The 24,829-nt window shown below is 61.1% G+C and carries 21 protein-coding genes; 10 read left to right on the forward strand and 11 right to left on the reverse strand.

Features of this window, described 5'->3' with window-relative positions; genetic code table 11:
• Nucleotides 1-168: 168 nt before the first annotated feature.
• Nucleotides 169-480 carry a hypothetical protein gene (locus tag E8F12_RS10520; RefSeq protein WP_280325178.1) on the reverse strand — a complete coding sequence of 104 codons (312 nt, stop codon included), beginning with the start codon at nucleotides 478-480 and terminating at the stop codon, nucleotides 169-171.
• Between E8F12_RS10520 and E8F12_RS10525 the strand changes: the two genes are divergently transcribed.
• A complete protein-coding gene (locus tag E8F12_RS10525) occupies nucleotides 458-826 on the forward strand; it encodes a hypothetical protein (protein ID WP_280325179.1) in 369 nt (122 codons plus the stop codon). The genes E8F12_RS10520 and E8F12_RS10525 overlap by 23 nt on opposite strands.
• A gap of 389 nt (nucleotides 827-1,215) precedes the next feature.
• Here E8F12_RS10525 and E8F12_RS10530 read toward each other — a convergent pair whose 3' ends face one another.
• The 3 genes from E8F12_RS10530 to E8F12_RS10540 form a co-directional block, all read right to left on the reverse strand.
• Nucleotides 1,216-2,253 (reverse strand): GlxA family transcriptional regulator, encoded by a 1,038-nt coding sequence (locus E8F12_RS10530; protein WP_280325180.1) that lies wholly within the window; start codon nucleotides 2,251-2,253, stop codon nucleotides 1,216-1,218.
• 311 nt (nucleotides 2,254-2,564) lie between these two features.
• Nucleotides 2,565-3,320, reverse strand: coding sequence for an SDR family oxidoreductase (locus E8F12_RS10535; protein WP_280325181.1), 756 nt, complete (start codon nucleotides 3,318-3,320; stop codon nucleotides 2,565-2,567).
• Nucleotides 3,321-3,329: 9 nt separating this feature from the next.
• A complete protein-coding gene (locus E8F12_RS10540) occupies nucleotides 3,330-4,097 on the reverse strand; it encodes an SDR family NAD(P)-dependent oxidoreductase (protein ID WP_280325182.1) in 768 nt (255 codons plus the stop codon).
• A 211-nt stretch (nucleotides 4,098-4,308) separates the two neighbouring features.
• Between E8F12_RS10540 and E8F12_RS10545 the strand changes: the two genes are divergently transcribed.
• On the forward strand, nucleotides 4,309-5,259 hold the full coding sequence (locus E8F12_RS10545; protein WP_280325184.1) for a LysR substrate-binding domain-containing protein: 951 nt from the start codon (nucleotides 4,309-4,311) through the stop codon (nucleotides 5,257-5,259).
• A 60-nt stretch (nucleotides 5,260-5,319) separates the two neighbouring features.
• Here the strand turns inward: E8F12_RS10545 and E8F12_RS10550 are convergent, their stop codons facing one another.
• The 7 genes from E8F12_RS10550 to E8F12_RS10580 all read right to left on the reverse strand — a co-directional run bounded on the left by E8F12_RS10550 (nucleotide 5,320) and on the right by E8F12_RS10580 (nucleotide 13,647).
• A complete protein-coding gene (locus tag E8F12_RS10550) occupies nucleotides 5,320-6,360 on the reverse strand; it encodes a GlxA family transcriptional regulator (protein ID WP_280325185.1) in 1,041 nt (346 codons plus the stop codon).
• Between the two features lie 145 nt (nucleotides 6,361-6,505).
• Complete coding sequence (locus tag E8F12_RS10555; protein ID WP_280325186.1) at nucleotides 6,506-7,852, reverse strand: MmgE/PrpD family protein; 1,347 nt, start codon at nucleotides 7,850-7,852, stop codon at nucleotides 6,506-6,508.
• Nucleotides 7,853-7,920: 68 nt separating this feature from the next.
• Nucleotides 7,921-8,961 carry a glycine betaine/L-proline ABC transporter substrate-binding protein ProX gene (gene proX, locus E8F12_RS10560; RefSeq protein ID WP_280325188.1) on the reverse strand — a complete coding sequence of 347 codons (1,041 nt, stop codon included), beginning with the start codon at nucleotides 8,959-8,961 and terminating at the stop codon, nucleotides 7,921-7,923.
• Between the two features lie 56 nt (nucleotides 8,962-9,017).
• On the reverse strand, nucleotides 9,018-9,971 hold the full coding sequence (gene proW / locus E8F12_RS10565; protein ID WP_280325189.1) for a glycine betaine/L-proline ABC transporter permease ProW: 954 nt from the start codon (nucleotides 9,969-9,971) through the stop codon (nucleotides 9,018-9,020).
• A 49-nt stretch (nucleotides 9,972-10,020) separates the two neighbouring features.
• A complete protein-coding gene (gene proV, locus E8F12_RS10570) occupies nucleotides 10,021-11,193 on the reverse strand; it encodes a glycine betaine/L-proline ABC transporter ATP-binding protein ProV (protein WP_280325190.1) in 1,173 nt (390 codons plus the stop codon).
• A 220-nt stretch (nucleotides 11,194-11,413) separates the two neighbouring features.
• A complete protein-coding gene (locus E8F12_RS10575) occupies nucleotides 11,414-12,361 on the reverse strand; it encodes a DMT family transporter (RefSeq protein WP_280325191.1) in 948 nt (315 codons plus the stop codon).
• A gap of 74 nt (nucleotides 12,362-12,435) precedes the next feature.
• Complete coding sequence (locus E8F12_RS10580) at nucleotides 12,436-13,647, reverse strand: aromatic ring-hydroxylating dioxygenase subunit alpha (protein ID WP_280325192.1); 1,212 nt, start codon at nucleotides 13,645-13,647, stop codon at nucleotides 12,436-12,438.
• A 237-nt stretch (nucleotides 13,648-13,884) separates the two neighbouring features.
• On the opposite strand from E8F12_RS10580, the gene E8F12_RS10585 reads away from it, so the two are divergent.
• The 8 genes from E8F12_RS10585 (at nucleotide 13,885) to E8F12_RS10620 (ending at nucleotide 24,556) form a co-directional block, all read left to right on the forward strand.
• Nucleotides 13,885-14,835 (forward strand): LysR family transcriptional regulator, encoded by a 951-nt coding sequence (locus E8F12_RS10585; protein ID WP_280325193.1) that lies wholly within the window; start codon nucleotides 13,885-13,887, stop codon nucleotides 14,833-14,835.
• A gap of 401 nt (nucleotides 14,836-15,236) precedes the next feature.
• Complete coding sequence (locus tag E8F12_RS10590; RefSeq protein ID WP_280325194.1) at nucleotides 15,237-16,556, forward strand: FAD-binding oxidoreductase; 1,320 nt, start codon at nucleotides 15,237-15,239, stop codon at nucleotides 16,554-16,556.
• Between the two features lie 182 nt (nucleotides 16,557-16,738).
• Nucleotides 16,739-18,064, forward strand: a complete 1,326-nt coding sequence (locus E8F12_RS10595) for an MFS transporter (protein ID WP_280325195.1) — start codon at nucleotides 16,739-16,741, stop codon at nucleotides 18,062-18,064.
• A gap of 77 nt (nucleotides 18,065-18,141) precedes the next feature.
• Nucleotides 18,142-19,053, forward strand: coding sequence for a dihydrodipicolinate synthase family protein (locus E8F12_RS10600; protein WP_280325196.1), 912 nt, complete (start codon nucleotides 18,142-18,144; stop codon nucleotides 19,051-19,053).
• Nucleotides 19,046-20,539 (forward strand): aldehyde dehydrogenase, encoded by a 1,494-nt coding sequence (locus E8F12_RS10605; RefSeq protein ID WP_280325197.1) that lies wholly within the window; start codon nucleotides 19,046-19,048, stop codon nucleotides 20,537-20,539. Before E8F12_RS10600 ends, E8F12_RS10605 begins: the two co-directional genes overlap by 8 nt.
• A gap of 238 nt (nucleotides 20,540-20,777) precedes the next feature.
• A complete protein-coding gene (locus tag E8F12_RS10610; RefSeq protein WP_280325198.1) occupies nucleotides 20,778-21,692 on the forward strand; it encodes a DMT family transporter in 915 nt (304 codons plus the stop codon).
• A 259-nt stretch (nucleotides 21,693-21,951) separates the two neighbouring features.
• Complete coding sequence (gene gabP, locus E8F12_RS10615) at nucleotides 21,952-23,361, forward strand: GABA permease (RefSeq protein WP_280325199.1); 1,410 nt, start codon at nucleotides 21,952-21,954, stop codon at nucleotides 23,359-23,361.
• A 166-nt stretch (nucleotides 23,362-23,527) separates the two neighbouring features.
• Nucleotides 23,528-24,556, forward strand: coding sequence for a GlxA family transcriptional regulator (locus E8F12_RS10620; protein WP_280325200.1), 1,029 nt, complete (start codon nucleotides 23,528-23,530; stop codon nucleotides 24,554-24,556).
• Nucleotides 24,557-24,829 lie beyond the last annotated feature (273 nt).

Consider the following 24,829-nt stretch of genomic DNA (forward strand, 5'->3'; position numbering starts at 1 on the left):
CATCCTTGGCAGCGTCCCGGGCTGCATCTGCCTCATCTTTGGCAGCGTCCCTGGCCGCATCTGCCTCAGCTCTGGCAGCATCCCTGGCTGCATCCGCCTCGGCTTTGGCAGCATCCCTGGCGGCATCCGCCGCTGCCCTGGCAGCATCTCTGGCTGCATCCGCGCCCTCTACGCCAGCCGCCTTGGCAGCGTCCCTGGCTGCATCAGCTTCAGCCCGGGCAGCGTCCCTGGCTGCATCCGCAGCGTCCCTGGCAGCATCTCTGGCTGCATCCGCGTCAGCTTTGGCAGCGTCTCTGGCCGCATCTGCGGCATCGTTGTCGGCGTCGTTGTCATGGGCATCGCCTGGGCCTCTGTTCCCAGCCATACCATCATGGTCGGCGTCGCCGCGTCCCGGGCCTCCATGACCGTCACCGTCATGACCGTCACCGTCATGGCCCGCTTCACCATGACCGCCGCCATGACCATCACCATCACCTCCATGCCCATCTCCCCCATGGCCGCCACCGTGACCGCCACCGCCGTCACCACCGTGACCGCCACCGCCGTCACCACCGTGGCCGCCTCCGCCATCACCGCCGTGACCACCGCCACCGCCGTTGCCACCACCGTGGCCGCCACCGTGACCACCGCCTCCCCCTCCGCTACCGCCGCCACCGTGGCCGCCTCCGCCACCACCACCGTCACCGCCATCTTTGGCATACACGCTGGAGAAACTACTGACGTAATCGGGCACCAGAACAGTCGATGCAGACAGGACTCCGCCAATGGCCAGAGCCAACAAACATTTCTTGAGCAGCATGATGCACCTCCGCTTGGAGTTGCGTAGTCATCTCCGTATCGAACGAAATGACCAGTGAGTTCCCAGCCGCCCACTGGAGCGGCCAGCCAACCGGCGCGGCCATATATCTGCAGCATCAATGAGCAACTGCGGTTTCCGCACGATCCCTCTGGGCCAGTTAGCGTATTTACGTGGGAAATTTTCCCACACAATTAAGGCTAGTACTGTCAGCCCAAGTGTCAACGACCGAACATCAGGACTTGCCATGGATGCGGGCTATTCGAACTCCCAGCCGCGCGCACGGCCTCCCTCCCTACCTGCCGTTTACGTCGCTCTATCCAAGCCACTTGAGTCGTACCAGGCAGGGCCGGTTACTCATGACCATGCCCTAAGGACGTGGCTTCCCACGTTCAATTGAACGGTGCGAGCGAGGCGCTTCAGACCTTGAAATGGTTACGCTTGCGGAACTGCCCAGGGGCCATATCGAACATCGCTCGGAAGCAACGCTGGAAATGCGGAAGGGTGACGAACCCACTCGCTACGGCGATCTCGATCAATGACTTGTTGGTCTGCTGCAACAGTTGGCGGGCACGAGTGAGCCGCAATTCGAGGTAGTAGCGCGGAGGCGTTGCATTCACATGACGTCGGAAGAGGCGTTCCAGGTGTCGCCTGGAGATGCCGACATATCGCGCGATCTCTTCGATCTCGATGGGATCTTCAATGTTGCTGTGCATCAGCTCCAAAGCGAGCTTGAGGGTCTGCGGCAAGGTGGGATCGAAATCGATCGAGACGACGGATACGTCGACAACGTCGCGCATCTTGTCGCAGCTGAGAACCTCCTCCACCGCACTCACCAGCTCCTGGCCGGCACTGTGGCGCACCACTTCCAGCATCATGCCCAAGGAGCTGTTTGCACCCGCGCAGCTGATTCGCTTGCGGTCGAGCACCTGGGAATGACTTGTCACCCTGACCTTGGGAAAGAGTTCCGCCATCATCGCCCGACCATCTGGATGAAAGGCGCAGTCATGACCATCCAGCAATCCGGCCTCGGCAAGAAAATAGGCGCCATTCCAGAGTCCCCCTAGCACTGCCCCAGCCGCATCGGCTGATCGCAGCTTCGCCCGCAACAGGGCCTCACCTTCGAGGTGAACGCGGAAACCGCCACAGACAACGATAATGTCCTGGCGCTTCTCTTCCAGCTCGGCCAGGGTGCAGTCCGTGGAAATGGAAATTCCCAGGTCACTCTCGACCAGGTTGCTGTCCTCTCCCACCACTTGAACTTCGAACACCGGTGAAGAGCTCATGAGGTTGGCCGTGACCAGGGCATCCACCGCCCCGGTGAAGGCCATCATCGAGAAATGTTCGCGGAGGATGAAGGACACACGTCGAACCGGGTTCGTCAGACCTGCGCGGCGGGCCTTGTCCAGATGCGCCAGGTTCTTGCTCTTCAACACGCTCTCGAAGGACGCTCTCATGTCTCGACTCACGGGCACTCAGGGTACGAATCGACAATCCCCTTGCTGATACTCAGATGTCGGTCCGTACGCCGGTACCAGCGCAAGCAGCTTCTCACAGTTGGGACTTCCGGACAGTGCCGCAATCGCCGCTTCCATTTCCCGAAGCGACGTCGCGCCCGCGGCCGGTCAGAAGATGCCGGCGCGGATTTTGGTCAACGCAGGCCCAAGGCAGCCCTGAACAGGCAGCCTCCTCCGCAATGCCGGCAATGCGGAGGAGGCTCGGCAAGCAGTCTGGAGATTCGGAAAGAATCGCCCGAAGCAACGCAGACTCAGAACGGTAACGGCAGCTTGGCAGTCCGACCGCCGTCGACGACGATCACCTGGCCGGTGATGAAGGCCGCAGCCTCACTCGCCAGAAAGACGACGACGTTGCCAATGTCCTGCGGCTCACCGGTACGCCCGACGGGATGCAGCTTGAGCAGGCCGGCGCGGGCCTGCACAGGATCGGGCTGAGCGTCGATATAGGCGTGGCTCAGGTCCGAGTTGATCCACCCCGGGGCGATGGCATTACAGCGGATGCCGTCGCGCCCCAGATCGACGGCCAACGCACGGGTGAAACCGTGGACGCCGGCCTTGGAGCCGCAGTAGGCGGTATGCCAGGGGTTGGCGCCTATGCCTTCGATCGAGCCGATGTTGACGATACTGCCGCCACGCTCGCGCAACTGCGGCAGCAGGGCCTTGGCCAGATAGACCGGGGCGCGCAGGTTGACGGCCATCATCCGGTCCCAGTCGTCCTCGCTCATCTCTTCGAGCGAGCGTTCGAACATGAAGCCGGCGTTGTTGACCAGTAGATCGGCTCCGCCGAAGCGCTCCTCGACTGCCCGTGCGATGGCATAGGGCGCATCGCGCTCGGCCAGATCGGCCTCAACCCAGGCCACCTGCGGGTTGGCATCCAGGCTTTCATCCAGTGCCTGGCGCTGCGCGACCAGCACCCGCGCGCCGGCTTCCAGGAGTTTTTCGGTGATTCCGCGACCGATTCCACGCCCGCCGCCGGTAACGACGGCCACCTTGTTGTTCAGCATCATCTGCGTTCCTCAGCCTGAAACCGGTTTGGCGCCGGTGACTTCCACCGTCTCGCCGGCAATGTAGCGGGCCTGGTCGGAAGCCAGGAAGGCGATCACATCGGCGATGTCCTCCGGCTCGGCGATGCGTCCCAGCGGCACGGTCTTGTTCAGCTCCTCGATCGCCTTGTCGGGATCCAGCCCGCGGCGCTCGAAGCCGCTGCGAATCATCGGCGTGTTGATTTCGTGCGGGCAGACGGCATTGACGCGGATTCCCAACGGCGCGCAATCGCGGCCCAGGTTCTTGGACAGCGCCGCCACTGCTCCCTTGCTGGTGCAATAGGCGACATGGCCAGGTCCCGGATAGGTACCCCAGACCGAGGACGTGTTGACGATGGCACCGCCGCCACGCTGTTTCATGTGGGGGATGGCGGCGCGGCAGAGGAAGAACACCGCGTTCAGGTTGACGTCCATCGCCGTAAACCACATCTCGTCAGTGGTTTCCTCGATGGTGCCTCGTGGAATGATGCCGGCGTTGTTGAGCAGGATGTCGACGCCGCCGAAGCGTTCGACTGTCCGGGCAATGACCGCTTCACAATATTCCTTCTCCCGCAGATTGCCTGCCAGGCAATCTGCCTCGGCGCCCAGCTCGCGGGCGTGGTCGACCATCGCCTGACAGCCGTCGGCATTGATGTCCGAGATCATCAGGCGTGCACCTTCGGCGGCAAACAGCCGGACCAGGGCCTGACCGACGCCACCGGCGCCTCCGGTAATCACGACAACCTTGTTTTCGAACCGCATGGTTTGCTTCCTCGGGGTGGGTGATCCGAGGTCGATGATCGACGGGCCAAAAACCGCTGACAAACGAGTTTTGCGCGGTCTTCGCTTAGCTTTTGGTTAAGTGGGCTGCAGACCTCTGGCGCACAATTCGTCGGTAAACCGACCGGAGCCTGTCATTCCCGATTGAGCTTTGGTTAACTGTTCGCAGTGTCCGACTCAGCACCTTTGCCCAATGAGCAACCTCAGACAGCTACTCCCTCCATTGAACGCGCTGCGTACCTTCGAAGCGGCGGCCCGCCATGGCAGTTTCAAGATGGCGGCGGAGGAACTCTGCGTGACCCAGGCGGCGATCAGTCGCCAGATCCAGACGCTTGAAGACTTCTATGGCCTGAAGTTGTTCCTGCGCGGCAATCGCAAGGTCCAACTCACCAGCGACGGGCATGCGTTGTACCTGGCGGCCTCCTCCGCCCTGCAGCACATAGCCACCGCGTCCCGCGAATTGCTGCGACGCAATAGCCTGGATTACCTGGCCCTGATCACCACGACCGCCTTCGCCCAGCTATGGCTGATGCCGAGGCTGAAGCAACTGCGAGCCCAGCATCCCGAACTCCAGTTGCACCTGATCAGCTCGGAGGCGAATCCGGACTATCACGAGCGCTTCAGTGCCGCAGTGACCCTGGGGCTCGAGGAGCATCCGCACTATCTGGCCGAGTACCTCTTCTCCGAAGAGATATTTCCGGTCTGCACACCCGGTTTTCTCGAACAGCACCCCCAGATCAGGACCCTGGAAGGACTGATGAGCGTCACGCTGCTGAACCTCAGTGCCAGCCACTGGAAAGCCAGGCTCTGGGCACCTGTCGATTGGTCGTTCTGGCTGAAACAGTTCGGGTTCGATGCCGCCATGTGCAAGGAAACAATGGATTTCAGCCATTTTTCGATGCTGCTGGATGCGGTCCAGGAAGACGTGGGCGTCGGTCTGGCCTGGCGCCACCTGGTGCAGCCACAACTGGACGCGGGCAAGCTGGTAAGGCCGACCGGCGAGACCTTTCTTGCCGACGATCGCAAGCACTATTTCGTCTGCCGCCGCGATCTGGCCGGGTCGAGGGAAATGCAGATGCTCCGCGATTGGCTGGTGGAGCAGACGCAGGCGTTGAGAGAGCGGCCGCAGCCTCACCGTTTGTAGGATCGAGGGGGACGCCGAGTTCACCCGTGCGCGATTGCGCACCATCCCAGGGATTGGTACTCATCCGACCCGAAACTGAGACCGAGCACGAAATTGACCGGGAGCTACATCGAATTTCTCGCGAAAGCAGCGACTGAAATGCGGAAGAGTCGCAAATCCGCTCGCCACAGAAATTTCGGTCAAGGACTTGTTGGTGTGCTGCAAGAGTTGACGCGCGTGCGTGAGCCGCAGCTCCATGTAGTAGCGCGGCGGTGTCGCCTTGACGTATCGCCGGAACAACCGTTCCAGGTGTCGTCTGGAAATACGCGCATATCGTGCGATCTCAACTATCTCTATCGGATCCTCGATATTGGTGTGCATCAGCTCCAAAGCGAGTTTGAGGGTTCGCGGCAAGGTGGGATCGAAGTCGATCGACACGACTGAAACATCGACGGTTTCCCGCATCTTGTCGCACCCCAGGACCTCCTCCACCGCATCCAGCAGTTCCTGGCCAGCGCTGTGTCCCACCACTTCCAACATCATGCCCAGCGAGCTGTTCGCGCCGGCGCAACTCATTCGCTTGCGGTCCAGCACGTGGGAATGACTGGTCACGCTCACCTTGGGAAAGAGCTCGGACATCATCGCCCGGCCGTCCGGGTGAAAAGCACACTCATGGCCATCCAGCAGACCGGCCTCAGCCAGGAAGTAAGCACCATTCCAGAGACCGCCAAGCACGGCACCCGCCGCGTCGGCGTGACGCAGCTTCGTCCTCAGCTGCGGCTCGCCCTGGAGACGAACACGGAACCCGCCACATACGACAACTATGTCCTGGTGCTTCTCGTCCAGTTCGGCCAGCGTGCAATCGGTCGAGATGGCAATTCCCAGGTCGCTTGTGACCAGACTGCCTTCGCCGCCGACGACCAGAACCTCGAACACCGGTGTCGAACTCATGAGGTTGGCCGTCACCAGGGCATCCACCGCACCGGTGAAGGCCATCATCGAGAAATGTTCACGCAGGATGAAGGCTACACGCCGTACGGGCGTCGTCAGTCCTGCACGGCTGGCCCTGTCCAGATGGGCCAGATTCTTGCACTTCAATACACTCTCGAATGACGTTCTCATCTCTCGACTCACAGCTGTTCAGGAATCACATCGAAGCCACCCCACTCCTGGTCGCGGCCCATCCCCCGGCTTGAAGTGCCGGACAGCCCCCATCGGGCAAAGGCGCCCTCTGCATGCGGGCCGATCAACAGCCCGCAATCAGTCATCAAGCCGCACCTGCTTGCCCGAACAACAAGGCAAACAGCTTCTCGCAGCTGGGACTCCCCGGTAATCCCGCAATCGCCTGTTCGATTTCGCGCCGCTGCATTTCACCCAGGCTGATTCCGGCCAGCAAGTTGAACTTGGCCAGGAATTCCGCGCGGGCCATGGCCGTCTCGGGGTCGCCCTTGGCGGGGGTGATCGGACTCGTAATCACCTGGCCGTCCTTGAGCGCGACGGAGACTCTCGACAGGATTTCGTTGGGGAAGCGCGCGGAGAGCTCATCACTCTCGACGATTTCAATACGCTGACTCACTGCGAGGATGTCGGGGGCATGGATCGCCTTCCCCGTCACCTCCAGCGGACCGACTTGACCACGCACCACCAGCGCCGCAAGCGGGAAGGCCAGCGCGTATTGGGCCTCGTCGGCATTGGCCGGCGTATGCCCCTGCAGGCGCATGGATTCATGGAAAGTCTGCACCTGGATCTGCTCGATGTTCTCGCCACGGATCTGCGGGTACTCGACCATCAGGGCGGACATGGCCGTCAGCGCCGGCTGGGCCCAGCGACAGACAGGCCAGGGCTTGAAGTATTGCGCGTCGATCTCCCAGCGCTCGCCGAGATCGCGCCAGTGGGCGGCCACCCTCTCGTCTTCCACCGTCTCAGCCGGCGCCCCGGTGACACCGGCCTCGGCCAGCAACAGGGCATTGAGCCCGGCGTAGGCCCCTGCGCCATGGGCATCACGCAGCATCGAGGGATGATCGACAAGCCGCATCATCGGACAGCGCGGGCCAAAGTACTCCGCGATGCCCAGGGCATGACGGAACCGCTGCTCGTCCAGCGCCAGCAGTCGTGCCCCGCCACACACCACGCCGACGCCCGAGAAAGCCCCGGAGGCATGGTAGTCGGGCGCGGTTGCCATCAGCGCGGCGCCAGCCCGCAGCGCCGTCTCGTAGCCGATGCAGAGGGCGCTGAGCAGTTCCTCGCCGCTGATGGTCCTGCCCTGTTCGCGGCAAGCATCGACCAGCGCCAGCAACGCGGGCACTACAGTCGCTCCAGCGTGTCCCTTGGAGGTGAAATGCCCTTCATGGGCATCCAGGCTGTCAACGCTGAAGCCCCCCGCCCAAGCCGCCCCCAGGGGGTGCACCGGGCGGCCATCGAACAGCAGGCGGCTGGCCAGTTTTCCAGCCGGGTAATGGCTCAGCGCGTAATGCTTGAGTGCCTGGCTGGTGGTGTTGTCGCGCGCACCGGCCGCCACGCCCAGGATATCCAGCAAACAGGTCTGCAACAGCTCGCGGGTATGGGACGGTGCGTCGCGGAAACGGAAATCGCGGACGAACGAATAGAGCGACATGTGGACACTCCACAGACGAGGTCGGGTAGGAGGAATGAAGGTGCCCGCAATACGGGCACCCGAGACGTTTACTGCTGGGTCTGGCTGACCTGGTTCGCGGCAGCGGCTCGCGATGCCTGCAGCCAGGCGTCGAACTGCTGGCGATGCGCGGCGACCCACTCCTTGGCATGACGCTGGATGTCGGCAGACTTCTTCTCGCCCTGCTGCATCTTCAGGTTCTGTGCACTCTCGTCGTCAGTGCTGATCTGCACCAACGAGAGGAACTTCACAGCCGCCGGGTTCTCCTCGGCGAAGTCCTTATTCAGCACGGCCACCACCTTGTCCACGGCAAACCCGAGATTCTTGCCCTTGTACATGGTGTCCACGTCGTTGTTGCCGTCCGGCAGGTCGGTCTTCGGCACTTCCAGCCAGACCACGTCCGTGTTCTCGACCAGCACGCTGGCGATCCACTGCGGCACCCAAGTGAAGTACAGGATCGGCTTGCCTTCCTTGTAGCGGGTGATGGTGTCGGCCATCAGGGCGAAGTACGAGCCCTGGTTGACGTGCACGCTCTTGTCCAGGTCATACGCCTTCATGTGGTGGGAGATGACCAACTCGCAACCCCAGCCCGGGTTGCAGCCCGTCAGATCGGCCTTGCCGTCGCCGTCGGTGTCGAACAGCTTGGCGACCTCCGGTTTTTTCAGGTCGGTGATGTACTTGATGTTGTATTGGTCCGCGGTTTTCTTGTCGATCAGGTAGCCCTGGCTGACACCCGGCAGGATGTTGCCGGTCTTGACCATCACCTCGTCACCGCCGGCTTGCTGGTAGAACTTGTCGTGCAGCTTTTCCCACAGGTGCACGGTGAAATCGGCATCGCCATTGGCAAGGGCCACCATCATCACGCCGTACTCGGTTTCCTCCGGCTCCTGGACGTCGTAGCCCAGTTCGCGCAGGCCTTCCATTGCCACCTCGCCGCGGAAGCGCTCTTCGGCGATGGAGGGGAAGATCGGCGTGACCTCGACGCCGTCGCCGGGCTTGTCGGCCGAAGCGCTGGCACTCAGGGCGGCGACCGTCAGGGACAGCGCGGTGGCGCATTGCAGGAGGCTGCGGGAGAACTTGGAAAGATGCATTGTCTCGTACCTTTATTGTGGCTTCTTGTCGGGTTCGGCAGATCGAATCAGTCGGCTCAGGCGGTCTTGCGCCGCCCGGAGGCTTGCCCGGCACCGCACAGACGCAGCAGCGCGCCAACGGGGCCGGTGTGGTACCAATGCAGGCTCGGGTCGGCGCTGGTGCGCGCCCCCATGGCCTGGGTAAGGCGGTCGAGGAAGATGGCCAGCAACACCAGCCCTACCCCGCCGACGGTGGCCAGTCCCATGTCCAGGCGACCGATGCCGCGCAGGACCATCTGCCCAAGGCCGCCAACCGAGATCATCGAGGCGATTACCACCATCGACAGTGACAGCATCAGGGTCTGGTTCATGCCGGCCATGATGGTCGAGGTGGCCAGCGGCAATTGCACACGGGTCAGCATCTGCCGTGAGGTGCAGCCAAAGGCGCGGGCGGCCTCGATCTTGTCTTCGGGCACTTGGCGGATGCCCAGGTTGGTCAGGCGCACCAGCGGTGGCAAGGCGAACACGATGGTCACCAGCACGCCTGGCACGTTGCCGATGCCGAATAGCATCACCACGGGCACCAGGTAGACGAATGCCGGCAGGGTCTGCATGGCGTCGAGCACCGGCCGCACCAATCGCTCCAGGTGGTCGCTGCGGGCGCAGAGAATACCCAGCGGAATGCCGATCACGGCGCAGAAGAACACCGAGGTCAGCACCAGCGCCAGGGTGGTCATGGACTCCGACCATACGCCGATCAGGCCGAGCAGAGTCAGGGTGACGAAGCAAAGCAGTGCCATGCGCTTGCCGGCCAGCTGCCAGCCAAGCAAGGAGGACAGGATGATGCCGATGGTCGGCGGAATGCTCTGCAGGACGTATTCGAACCCGTTGAGCACCTGGTCGATGGGCCAGCGGATGGCACGGAACACATCGCGGAAATTGTGCACCAGGTAATTGAGGGTGGTTTCCACCCAGTCACCCAGCGGGATGATGGCGCTCTGGAAAGGATCGAGAAGACTGAACTCTGACATGCTGGCTACCTATTCTCCGAAGTTGCGGCTGTTGCGTGATCGATGACGCTCAGTGGCGGCTCAGGGTTTGCAACAGCAGATTCTTGGAAATGGTGCCCTTCAGAGCACCGCTGTGATCCAGGACGGGCACGGGATACGGTAGTGCCGCGACGATACCCAGCACGTCATGCAGGGGCGTGTCGGTGTAGACGGGATTCTTCTCGTGCAGGCTGAACTGCGCCTCCGGCTGCCCGGCCGCCACGCTGCCGGATTCGTCCGCGCCCACTACGGCCAGCAGTTGGTCGCTCTCGTCGATCAGGTAGCCGTAGGGTATCCCGGCCTGGAATTGCGGGGCCTTGCCGTTCACCCGGCAGACCATCGCCGGGTCGAGCTGCGCCACATCGCCGGCCTTGAGTACCCGGGAGCTGTCGAAGCCCTTGAAGAAGGTCTCGACATATTCGTTGGCGGGCTTGTTCAGCAGCTCCTGTGGCGTGCCGATCTGCACCACCCGGCCGCCTTCCATGATCGCGATGCGATGACCGATGCGGATCGCCTCCTCGATGTCGTGGGAGATGAAGATGATGGTGCGCTGCTGCTCGGCCTGCAGGCGTATCAGCTCGCCCTGCATCTCGCTGCGGATCAGCGGGTCGAGGGCGGAGAAGGCTTCGTCCATGAGGAGGATGGTGGGGTCGTTGGCAAGCGCCCGGGCCAGGCCGACACGCTGCTGCATCCCGCCAGACAACTGGTGCGGGTAGCTGTGCTCATGCCCGGCCAAGCCCACCTGACGCAGGGCCTCGCTGGCGCGGGCATGGCGCTCGCCCTCGCCCACGCCGGAGATTTCCAGGCCGAAGGCGGTATTTTCCAGGACGCTCATGTGGGGCATCAGCGCGAAGGACTGGAACACCATACCCATGTCCTTGCGGCGGACGTCGAGCAGTTCCTTGTCGGACAGGCCGGTGATCTCGCGCCCGTTCAGGTGGATGCTGCCGGATGTGGGCTCGATCAGGCGATTGAACAGCCGCACCATGGTCGACTTGCCCGACCCCGACAGCCCCATGATCACGAAGATTTCTCCGCGTTTGACCGAAAAGCTGGCGTCGAACACACCGACGACATGACCGGTCTTGCGGAAGATTTCGTTCTTGTCGGCGCCCTTGCGCAACATCTCCATGGCAACTTCCGGATGGGGCCCGAAAACCTTGAAGATGTTCTTTACCGAAAGAATCTCATCGGCCTGGCTCATACAACCCTCATTCTTATGCTTATAACCAATAAGTAACTTCGCACTGTCACCCATTCGGGCGTGACAAGAGCGGAGGAAAAATGGCCGGTTAACCGGCGTGCAGAAATTCCTGCTCCATAAATGCGGACATCGATTTGGGATGCCGCGTTGCAACTCCAAATTAGAATTTGCCTATCACAGCGTCCAACGACATTTGTTCGCCCATAACCATAACTTCATGTTATTGATCGCCTGTGGCGCCGCCTTGCAGCGAAGCGCATTCCGGCTCCACAGGCCCCTGACGCGACAGGAAAACCGCCGCGAGCAGCACCATCAGTCCGCCACCCAGCATGGCGAATGTGATTTGCTCGCCCATGAGCAATACCGCGATGGTCACGGCCACCACCGGCTCCACGGTCGACAGGGTCGCGGCCACCGACGGACCTATGCGCGGAGAGCCCGCAAGGAATGCCACCACCGGTACCAGGGTGGCGAACAGTGCCAGCCCCAGGGTCGCCCCCCACGCGAAGGGGGTCGAAGGCAAGGAAGCGCCTTGCAGGAGGGCTGCCACGGCGAAGGTCAGTGCGCACCCCACAAGCAGCATGGCGGCCGATGCCAGGGGATTCTCATGGATGATCCGATGGGTGCCGTAGATGATCGACGCCCCGTAGCACAGCGCGGCGAACAGCGCCCATAGCGCCCCCATCGATGCGCCAGTCAGGCTGAGCCCCGTGGCCATCACTACCCCACCCAAGGCCAATGCCAGGCTGGCCAGCTTGAGGGCGCTGGTCCGCTCCCCCAGGCAGGTTATGGATACCGCCGTGACGAAGGCCGGAAAGCTGTACACCAGGATGATCGCCAGGCTGACCGATGTGGATCGAGCAGCGCTGTAGTACCCCAACGCTGCGAGTCCATAGCCGATTCCGAGCAGCAGGTTCTGTCGCGCCAGGCGGCCCACGGGAAGAGGTATTCCGCGCCAGCGCAGGAACACCAGCAACACGCCAGCGGCAATCGAAAAGCGCGCCAGAAGGAGCCCCACCGGATCGGCGCCGCCAGCGTAGGCATACTGGGCGAACAGAGGCTGCAGGCCGTAACAGAATGCCGCCAGCAGTACGAGAAAGAAGCCCTTGGCATGGCCATTCCGGCGCGTAAGGGTATTCATGAGTTGCATCACCAGGTTGTTGGCCACAGGGCCGTCCAGAATAAAAAAGGCCCCGTTTCACCAAACGGGTGAAACGGGGCCAGGTCGAAGCTGTACGTGGCTCAGTCGGCCAGCCGGCTGGCCATGGTCGCGCAGTACCAATCTACGAACTGGCAGACGCCGTTCTCGGCAATCGACGAGTAGGGCCCTGGTTCATACGCCGGTGAGCTGACGCCCGCCTGAGCCCCCTCGACCAGGCGACGATCCTGGTCGTTGGTGGCAATCCAGACCCGGGTCAGGCGATCGAGGTCGTAGTCGAGGCCTTCCTGCGCATCCTTCCGCACCAGCCACTTGGTCGTCACCAGGGTTTCGTTGGGGCCTTGCGGCAACACACGGAAACTCAGCGCGTGGTCACCGAGGAAATGGTTCCAGGTGGAGGGATAGTTGAAGTACAGCAGCGCGCCGATATTGTCCTCGCCGCTGCGATCGAGGCGCCCGGCCACTGCGGGCTTGCCGTCCATGGTGTAGCTCACGGCGCCAGCGGAAAGCGGGATACGCGTCATGCGGAACTGCCCGCCTTCGTCCATCACCAGGCGGCTGGGCAGGCCGGCTGCTTCACAACGATTCCAGTGCGCCACCAGCTCGGGGTCATCCTCGCCAGCCACACCTGCCACCGAAAGGTTCTCGACGTAGGAATTGAGCAACTCCGGATGGGTGCCGTCGCAGTGGTAGCACTCGCGGTTGTTCTCGAAGACCAGCTTCCAGTTGCCGCGCTCGATCAGGTTGGACTCGAACGCCACCTTGCAATCATCCAGGTTGTGCGGGCTGATGAAGGGGGAAACGGCGTTGCGGAATGGCTGGAAATCCGGCGCCTTGTCGGCCACGCAAACGTAGATGTAGCTGTTCACCACTTCGCAATGCGCCGGCTTGAGGCCATAGTCGGCAACGTTGAAATCCGGCCCCATGTTACCGGCGAACAGCAATTTGCCGTCCAGGTCGAAAACCCATTTGTGGTAGGGGCAAACCAACTTGGCAACTTTGCCGCTGTTCTCGGTGCAGACCTTGGAGCCCCGGTGCCGGCACGCATTGTGGAACGCCCGCACCTGGCCATCGCCGCCACGCACTACCGCAACCGGGTAGTCGCCAATCTGCAGCGTCAGGTACTGGCCGGGCTTCTCCAGCTCGAACGTATGTCCGGCAAAGATCCATTCCTTGTGCCAGATATGTTCAAGATCCTGGCGATACACCTCCACGTCACTGTAAACAGCACGAGGAAGTGCATGACGCTCTTTGCGTTGGCGAATCAGGGCTAAAACTGCAGTGTTCTTATCCATTGTTATAGGCACTCCAGAACAGGCACGGGAAATTGTCGGTGCTTGCTTGAATCGGCGAAAAATGGAGTCATGGACTCATCGGCTCGCGCTTTCCAAGGTCAGGGCTATCTGCATGAGTGCCCTTTCGGATAACCTCAGCGAAGCCTTCCTGCCGCAATTGCAGCAGGTCGCAGTCTAGGGTGCGGTCGCCGGTCGACAGAACCGACTTTTTATTCAGGATTTTGATTACTTGTAGTTATGGTCAAGCACACCGAACCCGATCAGACCCTGATCAAGATGCCGTCCTTACGCGCCGTGAAGTCCTTCGTCGCGGCAGCCAAGTATCAGAACTTCACGCGAGCGGCCGAAGCCTTGTGCGTGACCCAGGCTGCGATCAGTCGGCAGATTCGCGAGCTGGAAATCTATCTGGGCGCCGAACTGTTCAAACGCGAGGGACGCGCCGTGGAACTCACTGCCGCCGGCTCGATTTTCTTCGATGCGGTGCAGTTGTCCTTCGTCAACATTTCCCAGGCCGCTGAGCGCATCCGCAACAAGAGCGCCACCAAACGCGTGCTCACCCTTTGCTGCTCGCCGGCTTTCTCCGCGCACTGGCTCGCCCCTCGGTTGCCAAGCTTTTTTGGCGCGAACCCGGACGTCGACCTCAACCTGATCACCACGCAGAATTTCCTGTCCATGGAACCTGGCGTGCGGCCGGACATCTTCGTCACCAAGATCGCCAAGATCCGCGAGGGATATCGCAGCTACCCCCTGATGCACGATGTGATCTACCCGGTATGCACGCCGAAGTACCTCGAGGAACACCCGGAAATTCGCACGCTGGAGGGCCTGCGCGACACCGTGCTGCTGAACCTCAGCCCCTACGGCCGCTCACAGGTTGCCGAGCATGTCGACTGGAAGGTCTGGCTGGCATTCCACGACATCGATCTCGAGGCACGCACGGCCAACGCCCCGCATTTCTTCAATGCCAACGACTACATCCTGTTGATTCAGATGGTCCTCAATCATCAGGGCGTCGCCTTGGGCTGGAATCATCTGGTAGCCCGTCTGGTCGACCAGGGACTGCTTATCAGGCCCGTCGAACAGGAACTGGTGCTCAAGGACACCCTGCACTACCTGACATTCAACGAAGATAAAGAGGATGACGACGCCTGTTGTCGCCTGCGCGACTGGCTGCTCGCGCAGCTCTGATGACCTGGCGTTATTAATATCCTCCATATTTTGTTGCTTATTTCGCCAACACAATATTGCTAGCATAAAAAGTTAATTTTTAATCCAACCCAAAAGAACCTGCCCTGCGCAGGTTTTTTTATTTCCAATACCCCCATCGGAAAACCATAACCTCTGATCATTGATTGCCGCCCCTAAATGTTGCTTGTTGGCGACTTGATCCTGTCATTAATCTTCATCCCGACATCCCCCCATATAACGGGGCCTGAGAGCCACCATCGAGCGAGCTGATTTCGCGACGCACGGGTCAAGGTGGCACTTGCCAACCAAGTATCAGGTAATAACCGAGCGCTCTTGGTCCAGTGAGACTTCGCCCGCAAGGGATGCTTATCAAGCTGAAATAAAAAAGCCAGGTCTATGAAATGACAAAAATCACGTCTTTACCTGCCGATGACAAGAGCTGTGGTTGGTATCACCTCAGCAAACCTCGGCAACCAAGGCCTAGCCATTACGGCAAAAGCTCGGCTCGCTGGGTTGTAGTAGGTGCTGGTTTCACCGGCCTCGCCGCCGCCCGACAGTTGGCGCTCAACTTTCCCAATGATGAAATAGTTCTTGTCGAAGCGCAGGAAGTTGGGTTCGGTACCTCCGGCCGAAATGCCGGTTTTGCCATTGACCTGCCCCACGATATCGGGGCCGATGACTACATCGGCGATATCGACACCGCGAAGATCAGCCTGAAACTGAATCTCACCGGCCAGTCCTTGCTCAAGGAGCTGGTAGAGCGGCACAACATTGATTGTCAGATGAAAGCCTGCGGCAAGTACCAGGCTGCCATCGAAGATCGTGGCATCGCCGTGCTGGATGCCTACCGGCGTGGTCTGGACAAGCTCGGCCAGGCCTATGAAATGATCGACGCCGACGACCTCCCTGCGCACATCGGCACGCACTTCTACCGCAAGGCCCTGTTCACCCCGGGGACGGTGCTCATCCAGCCCTCTGCGCTGGTCAAGGGCTTGGCCGACAGCCTCCCGGCCAACGTCAGCCTCTACGAAAACACGCCCATCACCGGAGTCGAGTACGGTGAGAAGACCGTCCTCACCCACGCCTACGGCAGCATCACCGCCGACAAGCTCATCCTCACCAACAACGCCTTCGGCATGAGTTTCGGCTTCCTCAAGGGCAGGATGCTCCCCGTCTTCACCTACGCCAGCATCACTCGCCAACTCACTGCGGATGAACAAGCGCGTCTTGGCGGCAAGCCCTTCTGGGGATTGATACCGGCCGATCCATTTGGCACCACGGTACGCCGCACGCCGGACAACCGCCTGCTGATTCGCAACAGTTTCAGCTTCAACCCGGATGGTCGCAGCAACACCAAGTACCTGGATCGCTTCGTGAAGAGGCATCGCACTTCGTTCGAGCGTCGCTTCCCGATGCTGCCCGAAGTCGAGTTCGAATATACCTGGGGCGGCTCATTGGCCTTGTCGAGAAACCACATGGGGCATTTCGGCGAGCTGGCGCCCAATGTCTACGGCGCACTCTGCTGCAACGGGCTTGGTGTAACACGTGGCACGGCCACGGGAAAGCTACTGGCTGATTGGCTGGCAAGCGATCGAAGCGAGTTGATCGATTTCCTGCTACGCACCTCCGGACCCAACAGAAATCCGCCGGAACCTTTCCTTTCTGCAGGGGTGAATCTCAACCTCAAGTGGGGACAGTACCGGGCAGGTAAAGAGAGCTGAGTACGTTTGATTTCATGGCTCAGGGCAAATACCAGGGCCGATCACCAACAGGCCCGCGGACCTGATTGCCTGCAGACAATGATTCAGGCGGTCTCTCGAAACTTTCGAGGCTCGTTCGAGTTCGAGCCTCGCGATGTCATGCAGTCCAGATTCAACCGAAACCCTATAAGCGGGAAATAACAATGACAATTCCTAGATCAGTAGAGGATGTCCCTCTGAACAGCTTCCATAAGCTGTTGACCCTCCGTTCCGGCGGCGGGTCCTTCGTTGATGGCTATGTTCTGAGCATCATTGGCGTTGCCATGTTGCAACTGACCACTGGCCTGAACCTCAGCGATTTCTGGCAAGGCCTTATCGCCGCCTCGGCACTGATCGGCATCTTCTGTGGTGGTTTCCTTGGCGGTTGGCTGACCGACAGACTGGGCCGCAAGAAAGTCTTCTTCGTTGGCCCGACTCTGTTCATCCTCGGATCCCTGGCGCAGTACTGGGTCGAATCGGCCGCGGCGCTGTTCCTGCTGCGCTTCCTGATCGGCATGGCCGTCGGCATCGAGTACCCGGTGGCGACTTCCCTACTGGTGGAGTTCCTGCCGAAGAAGTATCGCGGACCGCGCCTGGCCACCCTGACCATTCTCTGGTTCGCCGGTGCCGCCCTCGCCTACGTTGCCGGCGACTTCATCCTGCGGGTCGGTGGCGACGAAGCCTGGCGCCTCGTCCTGGCCAGCCCCGCCGTGATCGGCGCGATCTTGTTTGCCCTGCGCATGGGCACGCCGGAATCGCCCCGCTGGCTGCTGAGCAAGGGACGCGCAGCGGAGGCTGAAAGCATCATCAAGCAGGTTTACGGGCCTGAGTTCTCGCTGAAGAACCTGCCCGAACAAGCGGAAGTGAAGAAGCTTTCCGTGTGGAATCTCCTGCACTCCGGTTACGGCAAGCGCATGTTGTTCGTCACCGTGTTCTGGACCTGCTCGATCATTCCGGTATTTGCGGTCTACGCCTTCGCACCCAAGGTCCTGCAGGCGCTCAACCTGAAGGGCGACTGGGCCTCATTCGGCTCGGTCGCGATCACCTTCCTCTTCGTCGTGGGCTGCATCATCGCCACTCGACTGATCAACACCGTCGGCCGCCGCAGCATGTTGATCCACAGCTTCCTCTGGTCCGGTCTGGCCCTGCTGGGGCTGAGTGCGTTCCACACCGGCTCGGAAGTTCTGATCCTGTTCCTGTTCGGCACCTATGCCCTGTTCATCGGCGGTGCCCAGGTGCTTCAACTGGTCTACCCCAACGAGTTGTTCCCCACCGAGATTCGCGCGTTTGCAGTCGGCGTGGGCACCTCCTTGTCGCGGGTTGGAGCTGCGGTAGGCACTTACCTCGTGCCCATCTCGCTCGAGACCCTCGGCATCGCCCAGACCATGGTTGCCGCCGCCGTCGTGACCTTCATCGGCCTGCTGGTCGCCTGGGCCCTGGCCCCGGAAACCCGTTCGCTCAACCTGCAACAAGCAGCGTCGCTTGCCTGAAAACTGAACATGCCCAGCCGCTGCACAACGCAGCGGCGCGGTGAATAGACAAGACCCTCACCCAAGGAGAATCCAAGATGAACTTTGACGGTATCTTCACCCCGGCAATCACTCCCCTGACCGCAGAGGGAGCCATCGATAAGTCGGCCTTCGCGCAAGTGCTGGAACACCTGATCGAGTCCAAGGTTCACGGCATCGTCATTGGCGGTTCCACCGGCGAGTACTACGCCCACACCGCCCAGGAGCGCTTCGATCTCGCCGCTCAGGCCAAGGATGTGATCAATGGCCGCCTGCCCCTGGTGGTAGGCACTGGCGCCGTCCGTACCGAGGAGTCGGTCGCCTATGCCGAAGCCGCCAAGGCCATCAAGGCCGATGCGATCCTGGTCGGCTCGCCACCCTACGCCCTGCCGACCCAGAAGGAAATCGCCACCCACGTGCTGGCCGTCGACCGCGCGGCTGGCCTGCCGATCATGCTGTACAACTACCCCGCCCGCATGGGCGTCGGCATGGGCGACGAGTTCTTCGCTGAAGTGGCCGATTGCAAGAACATCGTCGCCATCAAGGAAAGCTCGGGTGATACGGCCCGCCTGCATCGCCTGGCCGTGCAACACCCCCATATCGCCCTGTCCTGCGGCTGGGATGACCTGGCCCTGGAGTTCTTCGCCTGGGGCGCCCGTAGCTGGGTGTGCGCCGGCTCCAACTTCATTCCCCGCGAACACGTGGCCCTGTACGAGGCCTGCGTACTCGAGAAGGACTTCGACAAGGGCCGCCGCATCATGGCCGAGCTGATGCCGCTGATGGACTTCCTCGAAAGCGGCAAATTCGTGCAATCCATCAAGCACGGCTGCGAGCTGAGCGGCCTGCGTGCCGGCGGCGTGCGCGCACCAATGCAACCGCTCGAAAGCGAACAGAAGCAGGCGCTGAAAGACGTCCTCGCCGTGCTCAAGCGCAACATCGCAAAAATCACCGAGGGTTCCAACAATGGCTGAGTTGCTGAGCAAAGCGGAGTACGCGGCGCTTGCCGCCAAAGTGGAATTCCGTACCCAGGCGTTTATCGACGGTGAATTCCGTGATGCGCTGTCGGGCCGTACCTTTGTCACCACCAACCCGGCCACCGGCAAGCTACTGGCCGAGATCGCCGCTTGCGACGTGCAGGATGTCAATGTGGCCGTGGCCGCCGCCAAGCAGGCTTTCGACGACGGCCGCTGGTCGAAGCTGCAGCCCGGCGAGCGCAAGCACATCCTGCTTAGGTTCGCCCAGCTGCTGGAAGACAACGCCCATGAACTGGCGGTGCTCGAATCGCTGGACAGCGGCAAGCCGGTCAGCGAGTGCCAGAACGTCGACGTGCCGGAAACCATCCACACCATCCGCTGGCACGCCGAGCTGATCGACAAGATCTACGACAACACCGCCCCGACCGGCAACGCGGCCGTGACCATGGTGGTGCGCGAAGCTATTGGCGTGGTCGGCCTGGTGCTGCCGTGGAACTTCCCGCTGCTGATGCTGGCCTGGAAGATAGCCCCTTCGCTGGCAGCCGGTTGCTCGATCGTGGTCAAGCCGGCCAAGGAAACCACCCTGAGCGCCCTGCGCGTGGTGGAGCTAGCCTATGAGGCGGGCATTCCTGCGGGTGTGTTCAACCTCATCCCGGGAGGTGGGCGTGAAGTGGGCGAGGCCATCGGCCGCCACATGGACATCCCCATGGTCAGCTTCACCGGCTCGACCGACACCGGCCGCCTGTTCCTGAAGTACGCCGCCGAGTCCAACCTCAAGCGCATCGTGCTGGAACTGGGTGGCAAGAACCCGGCGGTGGTCATGAACGACTGCGAGGACCTGGACGAAGTCGCCCAGTTCGTCACCGCCGGTGCATTCTGGAACATGGGCGAGAACTGCTCGGCATCCTCGCGTCTGATCGTCCATAAGGACGTCAAGGACGAGTTGCTGTCGCTGATCGCCAAACACCTCAAGGACTGGAAACTGGGGGACCCGCTAGACCCGGACAACCGTCTGGGCGCAATGGTCAGCAAGTCGCACTTCGAGAAGGTCCGCTCCTACCTGGAATACGCCGCCGAGCAGAAGCTCAATGTGGTGCAGGGTGGCGAAACTGAGTCGGGCGTGTTCGTGCAGCCGACCATCGTCGACGGCGTGGCCCGCGACAACCGCCTGTTCGTCGAGGAGATCTTTGGCCCGGTGCTGAGCGTCACCAGCTTCGCGACCATCGATGAGGCGATCGAGCTGGCCAACGACACCGTCTACGGCCTGGCCGCGTCGGCCTACACCGGCAGCCTGCGCAATGCCCTGCGCCTGTCGCGGGAGATCCGCGCGGGCGTGGTGACAGTCAACTGCTTCGGCGAAGGCGATGCCTCGACGCCGTTCGGTGGCTACAAGGAGTCTGGCTTCGGTGGGCGTGACAAGTCGATCTGGGCACATGACCAGTACACCGAGCTGAAGACCATCTGGATCAACGCGTCTGCATAACTGATGCGTTGATTGACCCGATTCGCCACCGCCGTCTGTGCGGTGGTCGAGTCGGAGATTTTTTTGCTTTACCCGCCCTCAAGCAGCCAGTAGCTCATGGAAGAGCGCCACCAATGCTGCCGCACCAGGCATCCGCCAAGTCCGGATGTCATCCCATATCCCCATTCGTCATCGAAACCAGTGCGCACGGCCACAGGGGAGTGTGTCGGCCACGCTTTTTCGTAAAGACCAACTGCCCATGCTTTCTGTAGACGTAACTCAGGTTGCTCCTTCGAGCACCCATCGTGCTTCCTTGACCGTTGCCCACATTGCAGCGGTTCTCTTCGGCTTGACCGGTATTTTTGGTGCGTTGATCAACGCCGATGCAACGGTCATCACCTATGGTCGCGCTGCCTTTGCGGTTCTTGCACTGCTTGTCTTCGCACACGTACAGCGACGCCCCCTGTTTCGCGGTCTGAGCTGGCGGAAACTGGCGATACTGTTCCTGTCCGGGGCAATGCTCACGGCCCACTGGGTCACCTTCTTCATCGCCATCAAGGTTGGTGGAGTCGCGATGGCGACGCTGGGCTTCGCCAGTTTCCCCGCTTTCATCGCCCTGCTGGATCTGCTGGTTTTCCGTGAGCGAATCGGAGCACGTGAGGCGGTCCTCCTGGCGCTGGTCAGCACCGGACTGGTGCTTGTTGCACCTTCGTTCGACCTGGGAGACCAAGGCACCATCGGCCTGCTCTGGGGCCTGGCTTCCGGCCTGTCCTTCGCCATGCTGGCGATGACCAACCGCCGCGCCACGCGGGGGATGGACGCCATGCAGGTTGCTTTCTGGCAGAACGTCACCGTCGCATTGCTGATCTCACCGTTTTCCCTGGAAGGCTTCGTAAACGACGGCTTGGCGACGGCCGATTGGATCCACCTCGGCCTCCTGGGCGTGTTCTGCACAGGTCTGTCGCAGTACTTGTTCGTGAAGAGCCTGGACGGACTCGATGCACGCAGCGCTGGAATGATCATCGCACTGGAACCGGTGTATGCCATTGCCTGTGCCTGGTGGCTTTTCGGGGAGCGGCCCTCGCTGCTGATGGTTGCCGGAGCGGCCTTGATCATCGTGGCCACGGTTCTGTCGGCGCGGAGCAAGTCTTCCGAGCCCTCCCCTTCCACCTGACGGTCTGTACACAGCATGCCGCGAGCACACAAGTCGATGTCGCTTTTCCTCAACGCGGTGGCGAGTAGGGCCAACCGACCTCCAATCGACGTGGACTATGTTGGCGTCGCGTGATGCCTGCCAGGACTGAGTTCCATTGCCGGTTTACCGATGCGCCGATTGGCGAAACGGAAAGTAGCCCGGAATACCGGCTCCAGGTCGTCCAGCGACCCGATGGCAGCTTCGCGCCTCCATAACAAGTCCAAGAGAAGAGATCAGAATGACCATCACCAGAGCGGAAAGCGCAAGCAGCGAGCTGGCGCAAGGCTTCAAGCCTCGGCATATAACCATGCTCTCGATCGCCGGCATCATTGGCGCAGGATTGTTCGTCGGCTCCGGACATGCCATCGCATCAGCCGGCCCTGCAGCCATTGTGGCGTATGCATTGGCCGGGACCCTCGTGGTACTGGTGATGCGCATGTTGGGGGAAATGGCGGTGGCGAGCCCCGACACCGGTTCCTTCTCCACCTATGCGGATCGGGCCATCGGCCGCTGGGCGGGCTTCACCATTGGCTGGCTGTACTGGTGGTTCTGGGTACTGGTCATTCCCATCGAAGCGATAGCCGCAGGCGTTGTGCTGAACAACTGGTTCCCGCAGGTCGAGACCTGGTTCTTTGCACTGACGGTGACCGTGCTACTGACGGCCACGAACCTCTTCAGCGTGGCGAAATACGGCGAGTTCGAGTTCTGGTTCGCGATGCTCAAGATCATCGCGATCGTGGCATTCATCGCGCTCGGCACTTCTGCCCTTCTCGGAGCCCTGCCGGATCGTGAGGTAAGCGGCCTGCAGCGCCTGATAGTGGAACACGGCGGGTTCATGCCCAATGGCTGGACGGCGATCATCGGTGCCCTGCTGACGACAATGTTCAGCTACATGGGTACAGAGGCGGTAACCATTGCTGCGTCCGAGTCGAGCAACCCTGCCAAGAACATCGCCAAGGCCACCCGTTCCGTGATCTGGCGGATCAGTGTTTTCTATCTGCTGTCGATCTTCGTGATCATTTCCGTCGTGCCCTGGAATGACCCCCTGCTTCCGATCCAGGGCTCCTATCAGCGTGCACTGGAAATCATGAACATCCCTTATGCGAAGTTCCTGGTCGACATGGTGGTGCTGGTGGCGGTTGCCAGCTGCCTGAACTCCTCGATCTACATTTCCTCGCGCATGATCTACTCGCTGAGCAAGCGTTCCGATGCGCCGGCCTTCATCCAGCGGACGTCTGCAGCGGGCGTGCCCCGGGCTGCCGTTATCGCCAGCACCCTCATCGGCATGCTGACGACCGCCTTGAACTTCTTCGCGCCTTCCCAGGTGTTCGCATTCCTGCTGGCCAGCTCCGGGTCGATCGCCCTGCTGGTCTACCTGGTCATCGCCTTCTCCCAGCTGCGCATGCGCTCGATGCTGCAAAAACAGAACGCCGAAATCGCCTTCAAGATGTGGCTGTTCCCCTGGCTGACCTGGGCCGTGATCGCATTCATCGTCTTTGCCTTGGGAGTGATGTTCGTCATGCCTCAACACCGGCTTGAAGTGACCTCAACCCTGGGGCTGGCCGTGGTGATCCTGATTATCGGTCTCACGACCAAACGACAGCATCTTCAACCTGAGCGTGTCGGCGCCGTAGGGAAAACAGCTTGATCTGAACGACCGGGAAGTCCCTAGGGCTTCCCCCCTGATCGGACACGAAGCGCCTGGGCGATTACGCTCCGGCGCTTCCTGATTCCACGAAGATGTCTGGCCTGATGACCCCGGTCGGCCCAGACACTGAGTTTTTTGAACCCGTTGAAATTGAAAGAGAAAGAGATTGAGAGAGCGGAGGTTATTCAGCGACGGCTTGCAGGGACGGAACCTCCGGTTTGTTGGTGAACACAAGGATGAGCGATTACCTCAGGCTCGAGTGGGCTTCGTCCTGCTCGAGCATTTTTCTCTTCCAGCCTTCACACAAGCACTCGACACCCTGGTTACCGCGAACCTGATTCGAGCGGAAGCTTTTGCAACCAGGACCCTCACCCTGGATGGTACCTCGGTAGCCAGCGACCTCGGTCTGGTCATTTCCCCGAGCTCGGCACTTCACGGCGAGCTCTTGCACGAGCTTGATCTTCTTGTGGTGTGTAGTGGTCTTCGAACGACGTTGCGTTCTGCACCCGAGCTGACGCACTTGCTGCAAGTTGCGGGTGAAAAGGGCGTCGCCCTGGCCGGGCTTTGGAATGGCGCATGGTTCTTGGGGCAAGCGGGGTTGCTTGATGGCTACAAGTGCGCTGTGCATCCAGAGAATCGGGCCGCTCTCGCTGAAATTGCCAAGAACAGCCAGGTGACATGCGAGAGCTATGTGGTCGATCGCAATCGGCTGACCTCCGCGAGTCCTACGGGTGCCTTCAACATGGTTCTGGCCTGGATCGAGACGATCCACGGTCGCGGGTTGGTCGATGCCATAGTCGATATCCTCGCCTTTGAGGAGTCTCGCTATCGAAGAGTGCATCCATCGCTGCACGAGAAAATGAGCGAGCCTGTCCGGGATGCCATCACGCTGATGGGCGCGAACATCGAAGAGCCGCTGACCCAAGACCAGCTTTCCCGCTATGTCGGTCGCTCCAAGCGGCAAATGGAGAGGCTCTTCCAGCAGCAACTCGGAACTACTCCGGTTCGCTTCTACCTGGAACTGCGCATTACCGAGAGCCGCCGTTTGCTCCAATACTCGGACCTTCCTATTTCCGAGGTCAGCGTTGCCTGTGGCTTTGCCTCCGCCAGCCACTTCAGCAAATGCTACGCCGCCTTCTATGGGTACTCCCCATCCAAGGAGGTGCGATACGGCTGTGTGAAATCCACGAAGTAGCCGCCACTGCCGATCTCCATGTCGGGCATCACCTCTCCCCGGCGGTTGATACAGGCCGCCAGGAGCGCCGGGGCGATGCGCAGCGCCTCCTTTATGGTTTCAGCCCATAGCACGCATCGCCCGCCGAACCATCATTTCGCCCAAGACCAACTATCAATCGAATCGAGTAGTGGAGTTCCGGGACGGAACTGAAGATCTGCTCGTGAGCCGCCAAGGCCACCCCGCATCACCCAGAACAGTACGGGACGGATCCAATGAAAATCTCGACCCCCG

It is taken from the genome of Pseudomonas sp. BN102 (assembly GCF_029871245.1).
Lineage (GTDB): Bacteria > Pseudomonadota > Gammaproteobacteria > Pseudomonadales > Pseudomonadaceae > Metapseudomonas.